The 16,520-nt window shown below is 40.0% G+C and carries 7 protein-coding genes; 1 reads left to right on the plus strand and 6 read right to left on the minus strand.

What is annotated here, in order from left to right:
* Positions 1–341 precede the first annotated feature (341 nt).
* On the minus strand, positions 342–1,643 hold the full coding sequence (hemL, locus tag O9324_RS10735) for a glutamate-1-semialdehyde 2,1-aminomutase (protein WP_043996299.1): 1,302 nt from the start codon (positions 1,641–1,643) through the stop codon (positions 342–344).
* A gap of 403 nt (positions 1,644–2,046) precedes the next feature.
* On the opposite strand from hemL, the gene dnaN reads away from it, so the two are divergent.
* Positions 2,047–3,195, plus strand: a complete 1,149-nt coding sequence (dnaN, locus tag O9324_RS10740; RefSeq protein WP_002739977.1) for a DNA polymerase III subunit beta — start codon at positions 2,047–2,049, stop codon at positions 3,193–3,195.
* Between the two features lie 608 nt (positions 3,196–3,803).
* Here the strand turns inward: dnaN and O9324_RS10745 are convergent.
* The 5 genes from O9324_RS10745 to O9324_RS10765 all read right to left on the minus strand — a co-directional run bounded on the left by O9324_RS10745 (position 3,804) and on the right by O9324_RS10765 (position 16,492).
* The gene (locus O9324_RS10745) at positions 3,804–4,739 is read right to left on the minus strand and encodes a class I SAM-dependent methyltransferase (RefSeq protein WP_288140173.1); all 936 of its coding nucleotides are present in this window, start codon (positions 4,737–4,739) and stop codon (positions 3,804–3,806) included.
* A 76-nt stretch (positions 4,740–4,815) separates the two neighbouring features.
* A complete protein-coding gene (locus tag O9324_RS10750) occupies positions 4,816–5,829 on the minus strand; it encodes a hydroxyacid dehydrogenase (RefSeq protein WP_288140174.1) in 1,014 nt (337 codons plus the stop codon).
* A gap of 38 nt (positions 5,830–5,867) precedes the next feature.
* Entirely contained in the window at positions 5,868–7,628 is a 1,761-nt protein-coding gene (locus O9324_RS10755; RefSeq protein ID WP_002768082.1) for an ABC transporter ATP-binding protein/permease, read from the minus strand.
* An 82-nt stretch (positions 7,629–7,710) separates the two neighbouring features.
* Complete coding sequence (locus tag O9324_RS10760) at positions 7,711–15,606, minus strand: type I polyketide synthase (protein WP_288140175.1); 7,896 nt, start codon at positions 15,604–15,606, stop codon at positions 7,711–7,713.
* Between the two features lie 130 nt (positions 15,607–15,736).
* On the minus strand, positions 15,737–16,492 hold the full coding sequence (locus O9324_RS10765) for an aspartate/glutamate racemase family protein (protein ID WP_002768078.1): 756 nt from the start codon (positions 16,490–16,492) through the stop codon (positions 15,737–15,739).
* Positions 16,493–16,520 lie beyond the last annotated feature (28 nt).

Here is a 16,520-nt window from a genome sequence, read left to right on the forward strand (position 1 = left end):
CCAAGCTTTTCTGGTCGGAACCCCCTAAGCCGAGTTTTCAAGGTGCTGCGCCGTCCACTTGGTTTTCGAGACTGGCCTTTTAATTCTAACGTAAAGCCAACCTAGAACGGCGGGGTTTCAGACCCAAAATTTCCGATGATCTCCTAGATCTGGTTGACTAAAAAGGGTCGGCCTGTGGTTGGACTGATAGGTTTTACAGTGCTGGGGATAATAATCCCTCGATTGTTCGGGTTTTCTAGGCAAATTTCCCCTGAGAATCCCCGTCTTTTGCAAGCGGGGAGATGTCAACTCATCAATCTTGGGACTCTATCAATCAATTTTCCCAGTCGAAGCGGCATTAACTATAAACTTGCTAAAACCTCTTTAGCGGCGGCCAAAGTCCGTTCGATATCGGCCTCTGTGTGAGCTAAAGAAGTAAAACCAGCTTCAAACTGGGAAGGAGCTAGATAAACGCCTCTTTCCAACATTCCCCGGTGAAAACGACCGAATTTAGCCACATCGGCCTTTTTGGCATCTTCATAGTTATGCACGGGGGAGCCGGTGAAAAACATTCCGAACATGGCGCTAATATAACCTCCAGAAACGCTATGACCAGCATCTCTGGCCACTTTCAGCAGCCCTTCAGTTAAGGATTTGGTCACTTTATCGAGATATTCGTAGGTGCCGGGGCGCTGGAGTAACTCGAGGGTTTTAATTCCTGCTGTCATGGCCAAAGGGTTGCCGGATAAGGTTCCCGCTTGGTACATCGGGCCGGCCGGAGCCACCATCGCCATAATATCGGCGCGACCGCCGTAGGCCCCCACCGGCAGCCCACCGCCGATAACTTTGCCGAGGGTGGTTAAATCGGGGGTAATACCGAATTTTTCCTGAGCGCCACCGTAGGCGATGCGGAATCCGGTCATTACCTCATCAAACATTAATAAGGCTCCGTATTCCTTGGTTAATTCCCGCAATCCTTCTAAAAAGCCAGCATCCGGCACGATAAAGCCGGCATTACCCACCACTGGCTCTAAAATCACCCCAGCGATAGAGTCGGGATTTTCGACAAAGAGGGCTTTTACCGCTTCTAGGTCATTGTAGGGGGCAGTTAAAGTGTTGTTAGTGGTGGTTTTGGGAACCCCCGGCGAGTCGGGTAGGCCCAGGGTGGCTACACCAGAGCCAGCTTTAACCAGGAACATATCGGCGTGACCGTGGTAACAGCCCTCGAATTTGATGATTTTATCCCGGCCGGTAAAAGCCCGCATTAAGCGCAGGACGGACATACAGGCTTCGGTGCCGGAATTGACAAAACGCACCATTTCAATGCTGGGAACGGCATCAATCACCATTTCAGCGAGAATATTTTCCTGGACACAGGGAGCGCCGAAACTGGTCCCTTTGTCTAGGGCCTGGTGCAGGGCGGCAATCACTTCGGGATGGGCATGACCACAGATAGCCGGCCCCCAAGTTCCCACATAGTCGATGTATTCGTTACCGTCCACGTCGCGAATATAGGCCCCTTTGACGCTTTCAAAAACGATGGGTTGACCACCGACGGATTTAAAGGCCCGCACGGGGGAACTTACACCCCCCGGCATTAATTTTTGAGCGGCTGTAAAGATTTCTTTCGATTTTGTTGTTTGATACGAAGATGTGCTAACCAATCCTGTCTCCTTGTCTATTTGAGTCTATCGGTTCCGGGGAAGCCCCGGAGTTTTGTTTTGTTAACTTCCTGCTGCTTGTTCCATTTTAAAGATCACCGGCCTACATTTGATGCAATTTTTCCCTAGGAAGAGCGCTGGTCGGCTCAAGTCTCGCTCTTCTTGACTTATAGCTTGATGGTTAACAGCTGATGTAATTGGCTGAGAAAGGGCAAAAATTTCACTTTTGACAATTTTTCCACAATCTTTTCAGAATTGCAGTAAAAACCTAGCAATGGGCGAAGTTATTGCTATTGATAGATTTTAGCCCAGAAAGAGCGATCGAAAAAAGCTCCGGTTTTCCACAGATTTTCCACAGGGGAATTCTTGCTATTATTTCTTAGCGTACAAAAAAACTATTCCTGCCATGAAATTTACCAGTAGTCAAAGCGAACTCAACAGCAATTTATCCCTAGTTAGTCGGGCCGTTGCCAGTCGTCCTACCCATCCGGTGTTGGGCAATGTTCTCTTTTGTGCCGATGAGGAAAAGGGCGAAATTAGCCTGACTGCTTTTGATTTGAGTTTAGGGATTCGCACCAGTTTTCGGGCCGAGGTGGTGGAAGGGGGCAAAATTACCCTGCCGGCAAAATTGCTTAACGATATTGTCTCTCGTTTGGGAGAGGGGGAAATCACTATCTCTGTGGAAGAAAACGAGAATGATGAGGAGCATAGTCTCGCTTTCCTGAAAACTGCCTCGGCACAGTTCCAAATTCGCGGCATGAAAGCCGATGAGTTCCCAGAATTGCCCACGGTGGCCGATGGGGAAATTGTTAATTTACCTATAGTTGCCTTGACAGAGGGACTAAAAGGTGCGTTGTTTGCCGCTAGTGGTGATGAAACTAAACAGGTGTTGACGGGGGTACATTTAACTAAAACCGTCGATTGTCTAGAATTTGCCGCTACAGACGGTCATCGTTTAGCGGTGGTACAAACTCCCCTAGAGGAGGTGGAAAGTGCCTCTGGTGGCTTTAATGTCACCATTCCGGCCCGGGCCCTGCGCGAATTGGAAAGAATGATGGCAACAAAACAAAATATCGAGACTATTACTCTGCACGTGGATGATTCTCAAGTCATCTTTGAAATGGGGGAACAGAGGTTAACCAGTCGTAAGTTAGAAGGGGCCTATCCCACTTATAATCAGTTAATTCCTAAATCCTTCGAGCGTTCTTTGGTTTTAGACCGCAAACAATTAATCCGTTGTTTGGAATTAGTGGCGGTTTTATCGGACCAAAAGAATAATTTAGTCAAGTTTAGTCTCGATAGCGAAAATGACCGTTTATCCCTAGCGGTGGAATCTCCTGATTTAGGTAGCGCCAAAGAGTCCATGGCGGCAGAAATTCAGGGAGAAAGTGGCGATATTGCCTTTAATGTTAAATATTTGATGGACGGTTTGAAGGCTTTACCTAATAATGATATCCAAATGCAGTTAAATGCTAGTACCCAACCGGTTATTTTTACCCCCTTGGGAGGTTTAAAGATGACCTATTTGGTGATGCCGGTACAAATTCGTCAGTAATTCTGACTTAATCGGAACCGTGGGATTTGTTTTTAACCTATCCCAAGCACTGGATTGTAAGTAGCTGGTTATAATTAAATTGAAGATAGATTTTGGGTTCGATCCCCCCTTAATCCCCCCTTGATAAGGGGGGTGTCGATCCCCCCTTAATCCCCCCTTGATAAGGGGGGTGTCGATCCCCCCTTAATACTAGGGCTAATTCATTCTCCGAATCTAATTCTTTTTTTTGCTACCTTTAATCGCTTACGAGATAAGTTAGGGAGCAGGGGAGTACCGGTTTTTGCTCTCATAGTAGGTTGATTCATGAATCAACCTACAAAGCACGACGTTTTGACAAATTTTCAGCTATGTATTTCCAAGAAATCGACTAAAAACGTTGCCAGATAAGGAGTTAAGAGAATGACATAAGAGAGAATGAATCAGCCCTAAATCTGGGGGGTGACTAGCGATTTCTAGCTTAACCTGCGTTCGGGATAACGCTATAGAAGGGACTGTCAGAAAACCTTGGCCAATTCTAGATTCTCAACTCCTTGATTAATAGGCAATCGCTAACAAGAAGTCCTCCCTATCTATGGACTGGGTTTTACATCAATCTGCTTAAACCGAACTCAGTTTAATTTAGGCTTTTCTGCTGAAAACAAAAGATAATCATCAAACGCCATAAACCAACCCCGATTTCTTGACCAAGCTTCAAGTCCTGGGTTATCTTTCTGGAGATCGATAACTAAATCATGCTTACTAATTCCTTGGCTAATCTGGGCAAAATAATGAACCATTGCCGGCCAAACATATTCACTAATAGATAAAGCTTGGATATTAACAAATCCATGCTTTTTGAGTTTTTCTACATAAGTATGTCGGTCGTATTGATTAGGAAAGGGAATACACATTTTCTTACTATTAACCCGCAGCCAGAAGTTAATTTCTCGACCCACTCTAGGCAAACAATCCGCTATAGCCAACCTTCCACCGGGCTGCAAAACTCGAAAAGCTTCTGCGAAAAAATCCTCACGAGTGTCAAAATGAAAAGCACATTCTAAAGCGGTCAACTTATCAAAAGAATTCTCAGGAAAAGGGATTTGAGTAGCCGAGCCGACTTGAAGTTTTATCCTGTCCGATAACCCTGCTTTAGCTACTCTTTCTTGAGCAATTTCTACTTGTAACTCAGTTGTATTTAGACCAATAATTGAGCTAACATTGTTTTCTCTTACCCAGAGTAAATCCTGTTCAGCAAAACCGAAACCCACATCTAAAAGGTGATCTCCGGCTTTAAGTTCGGCTACTTCGGCTAATTTACGCGCTAAAGCGGCACAAGCTCCGTTATAAGTTGTTTCTTCTTTCCAATAACCAAAATTAAGCCATTGGGGAAAATTAGGATCATGAAGATGAGGATCGCGTTTCGCTATATTAGTATATAGTTCAGAAACTTGAAACTGATCTTGCAAAAACGCCATTTCTCGAACCGGATTAAGGATAAATTGTTTGATGATTGCCCAGCGATTACGCCATTCATCTTTGAGGGGAATTTTGCCGATGTTTTCCAAATTATTATCCTCCTAAGGATTTTTCAGAAATATTGTCATTTTTAACTAACCGAATCCCTGAGATTCTCTAGATGCTTTAAAAAAGATTCCACGCCTCCGGATTAATCACATAAGGAGGCTTCTCTCCCTGAAGCACTTGTAATATTTGATTCGCCGCCGAAACAGCAGCTGCTAGACTCGCTTCAGGGGTTACTCCTGCTAAATGAGGTGAGAGAATGACATTCTCAAAATTATATAAGGGATTATCTAAAGCCGGCGGTTCTGGTTCAAAGACATCTAGGGCGCATCCGGATATCAATTTTTGATTAAGGGCGATCCCTAAATCCTTTTCACAAACGACTTTTCCCCGGGAGGTATTAATTAAAAAAGCTGTTGGTTTCATCTTTTGAAAAACTGATATATTAAACATTTCCCGTGTTTCACTTGTTAGTTCAGGATGCAAAGAAACAAAGTCCGATTCAGCCAGAAGAACATCTAAATCTTTGACCCAAGTTGCTCCTACTGTCTCCGCTTTGCTGGCTGGAACATAGGGATCATAAGCTAATACTCTCATCCCTAATGCTAGGTTACATTTGTGAGCCACCAGAGTACCAATTCTTCCTAAACCCACAATACCAACGGTCTTGTTTTCGAGTTGAATCGGTTGGATATGATTGCGAATTAAATAGTTACCCTTTTTCACACAATGATCTAAAAAAGGCAGCTTTTTGGCAAGGGCTAAAATCATAGATAAGGTGTGTTCTGCTACAGCTGTAGTTGACATTCCGGGATTATTAACAACGATAACCCCCTGTTCTGTTGCTGCCATAATATCAATAGAATCTGTGCCAAATCCAGAGGTACTAATTACTTTTAAGTGTTTTGCCAATCGGATTGATGAAGCCTCTAACTTATTAGGATAACGCACAAATACGCCAGATACTTCTTGAATGGCCTGATTAATTTTATCCAGTGTAGGGTTGGACAAAATCTCTATATTAGTAGATTCTTCAAGGAGTTTTTCCCCCGCTTCATCATACATTTTTCCGATTAAAAGAACCCGGTGTTTTTGAAGATCCATAGTCAGAGTTTTTGGTGAAGTAGTAGTCATCGTAATTTTTCCTAAATTGAGTTTTGGCAATGAAACAGTTACAAAGATTTTGAGGATCGATAATCATCTATGGAAACAAGTCGCCAACTAGAATCCTCTAAAAGTTCCAACACCCATTGATGATACTTAAATAAACTTTCTCTATGTCCTACGCTAATAAAAGTTGTCTGTGCTTGTTGTAACTGCTGATATAAGGTTTGTTCGTTGTTCAAATCTAAAGCACTTGTGGCTTCATCTAAGATTACATAGCGGGGATGGGTTACTAACAATCGGGCAAAAGCAAGGCGTTGTTGTTCTCCTAAAGATAATATATTTTCCCAAGGAACTTCCGCATCAAAGCCATGAACTTTTGTGGCTATATTTTGAAGATTAACTTGTTGTAAAACCGATTCAAGTTCTCCATCGGTCATTTCACGGGTTGTTTTAGGATAAAGTAACTGTTCTCTGAGAGTTCCTAAAATAATATAAGGACGTTGAGGTAAAAAGAGAAATTGTTCTAAGGGAGGTCGTTTTAAACAACCAGTTCCTGCATTCCATAAGCCAGCAATAGCTCTTAATAGAGAACTTTTACCTCGTCCACTCGGTCCGACAATTAATAAACCTTCGCCTGGTTCGATAGATAGGGATAAATGTTGAACAATTACCTTTTCATAATCCGGTGTTTGTAAAGTAACATCCTCAAACTTGATCTGATTTTGTTCAAGGGTTTTAATGGTACTAGCATCCTTGGGTTGTTGGCGCATTTCTTCTAAAGCCGACGAAAATTCAGATAGACGCTCAACATAACTGGAAAATCTGCCCAAAGAACCAAATTCAAGGATTAACTCAGAAAAACCATTAGCAAACATACTGCAAGCAATAATAGCCTGATTAACTTGTCCGAAATCAATTTCCCCCCGAATATAGGCTGGAGCAAAGACGACAAAGGGAAATATTTGAATAACTGAGCGATAACCTCGACTAAAAATGTCTTGATTTCTCTCCCAATCAATCTTACTGAGAGAATTTCTGACGAGATTATTAAATCGACGTTGAATGATTTTCAACTCTTGATTTTCGCCTTGAAAAAAGGCAATAGATTCAGCATGATTCCGAACATGAGTTAAAGTGTAGGTGTAATTAGCTTTGGATTCCAATTCTTCTTGACTAATCTTATCTAATTCTCGACTTAAATAAACAGCAATTAGGTTGCCGACAATTGTATAAGCCACTAAAATCAAGGCGGCTAGTCGAGAAATCGAAAAAAGAATTACTAAAAAAGTCGTCATTTCTAAGACTTTTTCTAATAAAACAGCACCAAAATTAACAGCATTTCTAGCAATGGGTTCTATTTCTTGAGCTATCCTTTGATCCGGATTATCCACATCGGATCTAAAATTAATTTTATAATAGGCGCGATGGCTCAAATATTGGGTAATAACCTGCTGATTTAGCCATTCATACCAATCCAGAATAATTCTTTTTTTAACAAATTTAGAAAATGCAGTAAACAGGGTAATTAAAAGTAATCCTAAGCCATAAAATAATAAAATTGTCAGAAACTTAGAGGCATTTTTATCTTGAATAATAACATCAACTAAATAGCGATTAACGAAGCTATTAACTGCATTAGAGGCAACCAGTCCAACAATTACTAAAAGGAGGAGAAATAGCATTCCCCATGAACTTATTACCTCGGAAAATTTTCTTCCTTCTTTAGGATCAGTTGGATACCAGTAAGGACCAGCAATCAATTTCAGATTGTCAAAAAATTGATGAGAGCTTTTTACGGTTTCTTGTTGAAAAAATGTAGTTTGCATAGTTTTAATATAGGGTAACTTTTAGGAAATGCCTTGAATTTTTTTAAATTTCAAGCTTTCTAACTTCAAGGCTTAGGATTATTTAATCTCCTAAAAAAGCCTCCAAATCAGTAAGTTCTTGTAAGATTAAATCCTCACTAATCTCCTGCTGAACTTCAGTGAAGTTAATCATCTTCTGGTCTGTTTTTTGAACTTTTTCACCGAAAATACGGTCAAGCAGATAATCAACTAAGCGTCTAATATTAGGGAAATCAAAGACTAAAGAAGTGGGTAAGAGAACTTCTAATCGTTTCTCTAAACGATTTTTCAATTCAATAGAGGATAGGGAATCAATCCCCATTTCTATCAATCCTTGTTCTGTATCTGGCATAGATTTAATCCCTAAAATCATTCTGACTTGTTTGCTAACATATTCTAACAAATATTCCCGACGTTCTCCGAAAGGCATCTCCTCTAAAAGATGCAGTACAGAGTCTGATTCTTGAACAGAATTAATGGGAATTTCTGAGAGTCCTAAATTTTTTAGGAGTGGTTTCTCGCCTTTAAATTGATAGATATTTTTGAAACGAACCCAATCCACATCGGCGATTAAAACCTGTGTTTGATTAGAAGCCATAATAGCATCCATCACTCTCAAGGCCATATCTGGAGCAATTTCCCTGATCCCAATCTGTTTGAGCCAGTCCTCATAGTCTTGAGATACTATACCATGACCCGCCAATAATGCCCAATTTAAAGTCGTTGCAGGCAGCCCTTGAAGATGACGGAAATGAGCCAAAGCATCCAGCCAATGACTAACAGTATCATATAAGCCTTGTTCTTTTGCCCCCCAAATTGCACCCGCCGAAGAAAACAGCACAAAATAGTCTAATTGACTACCCAAAGATAGTTGATGTAAATTCCAAGAACCCTTAACTTTTGCCTGAAAAACTGCTTCGAGATCCTGCAAAGTACAGTCTTTTAATTGAGCTTGTCGGCCTGAGATTCCGGCAAGATGGAAAATGCCACGCAGGGGATAAGCGGTTTCTTCAATCTGGGTAAATATGGCCTGCATAGCCTCAAAATTGCCAACATCTGCCGAAGTGACTGCGATTGATGCTCCTTTTTCCTCTAATTTTCTGATTTTTTGTGATATTTGAGCTAATTCGGCTGCTGAATCCCACAGGAAGCGGACTGGTAATGAGCGGCGTGTCGTTAAAATGAGATGTTTTGCTCCTAAATTGACTAAATGTTCCGCCAATTCTAAGCCTAGATGTCCTATTCCTCCCGTAATTAGGTAGGTAGCCTCAGGTTGAATCTTAACGGTTTTTGTCTCTAGAGACTTCAGAGGAAGCAGACGAGCAACATAGCCTTGACCTTTGCGGAAGACCAAATGATCCTCATCGTGAGCATGAGTTAATCCTAATAGTAATGCGGTAATATTTTGATTAATGTCAACGTCGGGATCAAGATCGAGCATACCTCCCCATAATTGCGGATTTTCTAGGGCAATAACACGCCCCATTGCCCAAAGAGGAGACTGAAACCCGAAAGAAGGCTGTTCTAATTCAAAGGGTTGGGCCCCCTGAGTAACAAGGAATAATTGAGGGGGATTAGGGATTTTTTGAATAGCTTTGAGAAGATTTAAAAGATAGTTACAGCGATTCAATAAAATGGATTCTGGTTGATCTTTGCCATCACTATTCAAAAGATAAATAATCCGATCTGGAGATGGATTTGACGCAAACCATTCCTCTAATTGTTGTAGTTGATTAGCATTCAAACAAGACTCAGAAGATGATATTTGTGTATTTTTCTCCCCTTGATAAATTATCCGACAGGAATCACACTTTTTCAGTAGTTGCTCTTGAATCCCTAAGGCAAAAGTATTTTGTTGAGGTTCAACATCAGTAAAAATTAGCCAGTTTTTAGCGGTGTTAGGGGAGATTTCTGAACTTTGAGCCAGAATAATACTTTGCTGAAATAAAGCAGTACCTATTTTTTGATCAGGAGAAACAAATTCCACCTGAGAAAAACCAGATTTAAGCAGCATAGATCCCCAAGTCGATGCTGTAATTATAGGATGATTTGGGCGCAAATGATAATCGCTAAAACGCCACCAACCTTGAGTGACACCAAAGATTAAATCAATCCAGGAAGATTGCTGAGTTAATTCTAACAGTAATAAATGACCGCCTGGACGTAGTAAACTTTGAATATGAGGCAAGGTTTCCTCTTGTAAATTGGCGGTAGAGTGTAAGACATTAGCTGCGATAATCAAGTCATAAGAATGACAGCAAAACCCTTGTAATTTCGGGTCTTTTTCAATATCGAGAACTTTGTATTCTAGTCCAGAAAATTCAGCCAAATTATCTCTAGCTTTCTCTAGAAAGAAGGGGGAAACATCAGTGAATGTGTAGGTAATTTGACGAGAGTTACAAGCTTTAAGAACCTGTTGGGTTGTAGCTCCAGTTCCCGCACCAATTTCGAGAATGCGGAGGGAGGCTGAGGGAGGATAACTTGAGAGTAGAAGTTCAACGGTTTTAGAGATACCCAGATTGAGAATTTTTGCCGAAGATGTATTTTTATAAAATTCGCTGGCTCCTCCTTGTCCATCTTGAGAAAATAGGATAGATAAAGGAGATATTTTTCCCGTAATAATGGCCGCTAAATTTGTGGCAACTTGTCGAAATAGATTGAGTTCTATTTGAGCATTAGGATAATGATTGATTAAATCTTCTACCGCTAAATCAGGATTAGATTGTTCAGGTTCTTTAACAATTTTCCATCGGGTATTTTGCTTTTCTAAAATGCCGACTTTCGCTAATATTTCTAGAACATAATTCCAGAAATATTTATATTCTTGTTTGAGTCCAGCTTGAATAAAACTTTGATCGGGATCAAGAAAGGTATTCATTTGAAAGAGTTCTAAATCTTTCAGAGCTTTAACAACAAAGTCAGCCGCCAGTTTTTCCATTTCAGAAAAAGCGAGAGAAACTCCCATCAATTCTGAGGATTGTAATTGGGGTTCTAAGTAAACCTCTAAATCCGTTTTAAGGGTGGTCAGATTTTCTAGCTTACCGTTAGCTAAATCACAGGGAAGCCAAGCTACTTGATAAAGTAATTTGGCAAAATCCAAGTCCTCTTTTTCTTGATAATACAGTTTAATCAACTGTTGAACAATGGCGGATATTGTTGGTTTTTCATCTTCAGAATAATGACCTGTTTCTAAGAGGGTTTGCAGCAAAGTATTTTTGTCCTTTTCAGATAACATTTTGACTAGATTAGATTCCTGTGGAACAGTTGCAGATGGGGTTTTTAAAGGAATCCAGTGTTGACGTTTTTGAAAGGGATAAGTAGGTAAAGCACATCGTCTAGGATGATAGTCTTGATCAAAACTAAACCAGTCTATCTTTGCACCGCGAACATAGAGTTTACCCAGACTTTCTAATAAAACTTGCCAATCAGAAAATCCCGAGCGTAAACTGGGTAGAGTTAGAGGTTCAGATGAAGATAGAGATGATTGAATAATTCCTGAGAGAATAGGTTGAGGTCCAATTTCAATAAAAGTATCACATCCAAGAGATTGTAGGAATAAAGCTCCTTGGTGAAATTGTACCGTATTTAGTAAATGTTGAAGCCAATACTCAGGAGTCATAATGCTGTCATCAGCAATTTCTCCCGTTAGGTTAGAGACCAGAGAAATTTGAGGTTGACTGAAAGAAATCTCTTGAAGAATCGTTTTAAATTCTGCAACCATTGGTTCTACTAAAGGGGAGTGAAAAGCATGAGAAACTTTAAGTTGACGAACTTTAACCCCGGCATTAGTAAAATGGTTACAGAGTTTTTGAATTACGTTTTTTTCTCCAGAAATAACGGTATGTTGTTCTGCGTTAATGGCAGCAATAGCGATTTTTATTCCCTGACTTTGGCAATGCTCAATAACTGAGTTTTTATCGAGAAAAATAGCGGCCATTTCCCCTTGATTTTGGGGTAATTGCCCCATCAAGTTGCCTCGATGGCTGACCAGTTTTAAGCCACTTTCAAGATCAAAAACACCAGCAAAACAAGCAGCCGAATATTCTCCTAAACTATGGCCTAAAATAGCGGCTGGTTGAATTCCCCAAGAATGCCATAATTGAGCGAGAGCAACTTCAATCAGAAATAGTGCCGGTTGGGTATAAGCGGTTTGGTTTAAGGGGTCATCTGTATCGGCAAATACGACGTTTAGTAGGGATTTACCCGTTAGTTTTTGATAGTATTTTTCCCCTGCGTCTAAAGTTTTTCTAAAGGTGGGTTGAGTCTGATAGAGTTGATGAGCCATCCCTGCATATTGAGAACCTTGCCCTGTAAATAAAAAGGCAATCTTAGACGGTCTTTTTTCATCAGCTATACCATGAATAGTTGACTGATAATCGAGTTGCTTAAACTGCCGTAATTGTTCAATAAAATCACTATTTTTATAGCCAGTTAAGGCTAAACGATTTGAGAAATGAACTCGGCCTGTATTGGCCGTAAATACTACATCAGACATATCCTTTTCAGGTTGACTTTCTAAAAAGTCTATGTAGCGACTTACTAACTCTGTTAAAGCTGGTTCGGTTCGAGCGGAAAGGGTGAGCAAATGATAGGGACGTTGACTCTGATTGTCTTGAGGAATAATGGGAGGAGCTTCTTCTAGAATAACATGGGCATTAACCCCGCCAATACCTAAAGAGTTTACCCCTGCCCGTCGGGGTAATTTTTCGGACTTGTCTTGCTTAGTAGTCCAAGAAATAGCTTCATTATTAATATAAAAAGGAGTCTGAGAAAAATTAATTTGAGGGTTAGGATTTTGGAAATGTAATGTAGGTGGAATAATCTTATATTTGAGGGACAAAGTCGCTTTCATTAAACCGGCAATACCAGAAGCAATCTGCATATGTCCGATATTGGTTTTTACTGAACCTAAAACACATTCTCCCTCATTTGCACCCTGATAAACTTTAGCTAAAGCATCAACTTCTATGGGATCTCCAAGGGGGGTTCCTGTGCCATGAGCTTCCACAAAACTAATTGTATTAGCATCAACACCAGCAAAGGCTAAGGCCTCCGTAGCGGCAGCAATTTGACCCTCTCCACCGGGGGCAGTAAATCCTAATTTTTGGCCACCATCATTATTAATAGCAGAGCCTTTAATAACTGCATAAATATGGTCATGATCGGCTAAAGCATCTGACAATCTTTTGAGCATAATTACTCCTACTCCACTGCCAAAAATAGTCCCTTTTGCTTCAGCATCAAAGGCGCGACAATGGCCATCAGGAGACATAATCAGTCCTTCTTGATATAAATAACCAATTTTTTGAGGAGAATTAATTGAAGCAGCTCCAGCTAAAGCCATATCACTTTCTCCACTGATGAGACTCTGACAAGCGAGATGAACTACAACTAATCCAGTAGAACAAGCGGTTTGAACATTAACGCTCGGACCATGTAAGTTGAGTTTATAAGAAATTCGCGTTGTTAAATAGTCTTTGTCATTAGCTACCATTGTTTGAAACCCTCCCATTGAATCTAGTGTGAAGGGTTGTAACTCGTCATTACTATCTAATTTACCCCGATTAGGATAACAATTATTTATCAAATAGGTGTTCATACTTGCGCCAGCAAATATACCAATTGATCCTTGATAAGTATTAGGATTATAACCGGCGTTTTCTAAACATTCCCAACTACATTCAAGCAGTAAACGTTGCTGAGGATCTAGTAATTCTGCCTCTCTATCTGTATAGCCAAAAAATTCGCTGTCAAAGTATTCAACTTGCTCGAGAATTGGTCTAGCTCTAACATAATTAGGCTGATTAAATAGTTCCGAAGACACTCCCGATTCTTGTAATTCTTCTTCCGAAAAGAAAGAGATAGTTTCGATTCCATTTTTTAAATTTTCCCAGAAGGTTGTTAAATTTTTTGCCCCCGGGAATTGCCCCGCCATACCAATAATTGCAATGTCATGGGTTTGATTATGGCGACGGCTCCGATTTTCGGCACGTTGACGGCTTTTTTGTGCTATAACTTGATTAGTATTTGATTCTTCGCTTAAGAAACGGGCTAGGGTGGCAACGGTAGGATTTTTAAACATTTCAGCAAGGGATAGCTGACGGTTAAAAAGTTTTTCAAGTTCATTTTGAACTCGGATTAAGTGTATAGAATGTCCCCCTAGTTCAAAGAAGTTATCCTCTAAACCAACTGAGGTTAACTGTAAAACTTCACTCCAAACCGCCGCTATTTGCCGTTCATTTTCTGATTGAGGTAAGGTTTGATTTTTCTGACGCTCTTTTGCTAAATATTGATCTATTTCTTGGATACAGCTGCTAAATAATCCCTGTTCAAAATCCTTTTTTAATTTAGATTTTTGAACTTTGCCAATAGAGGTTTTAGGAACTAAATTTCTGTCTATGGGAATGACATAAGCTGGAGCAATCCCGAATTTTTGGGTTACATGACTGCGAATTTTTCTAACAACTTTTATCCCCTGTTCAAATTGCTCAGATTCTGGGCTAAAAGTAATAATTAATAAGTCAGTTTCTCGACTTTGATCAAAGACGGCAAAGGCGGCTGTATAAGAGACTTTAACTCCTTCTAATTCTTCGATTGTTGTTTCAAGTTCATGGGAAAAGTAATTAACACCATTAATTATAATTTCTTGTTTTTCTCGCCCAGTAATAAAGAGTTCGCCCTTAAATAAATACCCTAAATCTCCCGTAGTAAACCACCCTTCTTGAAAAACTTCCTGGTTGAGTTCAGTATTATTATAATATCCTTTAGTAACAGAATTACCTTGAATTTGAAGCCTGCCAATTTCTCTTTCAGGTAAGGGATTATTTTCCTGATCGACTATCCGGATAGTTGCTCCCGGAATCGGCTTTCCTAGAGAGACAAAACTATTTTCTTCGGTGAGTTCATTTTTACTTAAACCGGCTGACCAAGTAATCCCAGAACAGGATTCAGTCATGCCAAAGGCCGGTTTAATCGCTCTCTCCTGTAGTTGATGTTTTTCAAGAATTTCTAAGAATAGGCGAATCGTTTTTACTGAAACTTGCTCGCCAGCATTCACTAAAAATTTCATTGAGGAGAGGTTATAAGAGACGTGCTTAAGTTCTTCGGCCTGTTGATTAATTAAGGAAAATGCAAAGTTAGGAGACCAAGAAATGCTTACTTGATGCTTTTGAATGAGTTCTAACCATTGCAGGGGTTGGCGTAGGACTAATTCCATGGGAACATGAATTTGATCACAAGCCAAATCTACCGCCATAATTCCTAAAAATACGATAGCTCCTACATGATCCAAAGGCATCCAATTAAGGGTAACTTCTTGTTGGGTAAAGTGGTTCATCGCCACTGTACCAGCAGTCATGGACAGAATATTATGATGAGTTAATATTACTCCCTTGGGCATACCGGTACTACCCGAAGTAAAAAGTAATAAGGCTGTATCTTGTGGGTCAAGAATCGGCAATTGATCAATTTTAGAGGGTGCTTTTCTGAGTTCATTAACTGAGATAACTTGCCACCCTTCTAAATGAGAGTAAGTTCCTAATTTTTCAATTTCAGTAATTAGCTCACTGTCGGATAATATCAAGGGATTATCTAAAATTTTCCAAACATTCTCTAGTTTTTTGACGGCAGAATTTTCCAGATCATAGCTAGGAGCAACGGTCAAAGGAACTGGAATAATTCCCCCTAAAAAACAAGCCCATAGTGCGGGAATAAAGTCTTGATTTTTGGCAATTTGTAGAATGACTTTATGCCCTAATTTTATTCCTTTTTGTTCCAGTCCATTTAAAATAACCAAAGCATCTTGATATAAGTCTTGATAACTCTGAAAATATTCAGTTGCGTCATTTCTGATATAAGTAATTCCATGATTATTATGTTTAGTGGCAGTTTCTAATACTGCTGACAGAGTCCGCCAATTATCTTCCAATTGTCCTCCAAAACTGATTGAATGCTTAGACATTTTTTTACACCTCTTTATCAAAAATAGGAATAATCTTGAAAACCTGATGAGCCAGTATATCGCTACGCACAAGTTAAAAGTCAGAAGTGATCAACTCAAGTTTGAATTGTACCTGATAGAGGTGCGATGGTCAAGGGCTTTTTGGGTTTGAAGGCTGATGGCAGTCGGTCACTAGATCTACCTGAGCTTGTTTGATGATTAACTGAGAAAAGTTTTGAGCGATAGTACTTAAAGGATCGATCGCTTTAATGGAGTCAATTCCTTTGAGTTTGAGAGATTTTGTTAAGAGATGAAATTCGGTACACCCAGAAATATAGGAGCGAGTGTTATATTTCTCTAATAATGCTTCTATATCCCTAAGAATACTTAACGGATCCTGTCCTCTTTTTAGCACTTTATAGATCATTTCATGAATCAACTTTTGATCACTTTCTGAGAGAGAAATAATCAGATCTGCGGTGGTGCAGCCTTCATGAAATAATTTTTTCTGGTAAGTCCCTGTACTAGCAAGTAAAAGGGTAGGTTTATTATATTCTTGGAGTTCTTGGTCCGCTATTTTAATTAAGGAAATAAGTTTATCCTTCAGATTTTCGGGAATCTGAGGTAGAGCATAATGAGCCGTACAACAGCCAATGACTATGCAATCAGCCAGTTTATTGAGATGTTCCAGATTGACTTGAATAAAATCAATAAATTCTCTTTCTTTTCCACTATCAATAGAACCTGTGCGATCAGGTGCAGAGGGAAGGGAAAAAACGATAACATTAGGGGCTTCTTGTTCCTTATCAATAAAAGGATTATATTCATAAATCGACTTCAGAAATTCGGCAGTAACCACTGGTCCCATACCACCTAAAACGCCAAGAATCGGTAGTTTTGTCTTCATTAAAATCTCCTGCTAGTGTAATGGCTGT

Source organism: Microcystis sp. LE19-84.1B (genome assembly GCF_027531875.1).
Classification (GTDB): Bacteria; Cyanobacteriota; Cyanobacteriia; order Cyanobacteriales; family Microcystaceae; genus Microcystis; species Microcystis panniformis.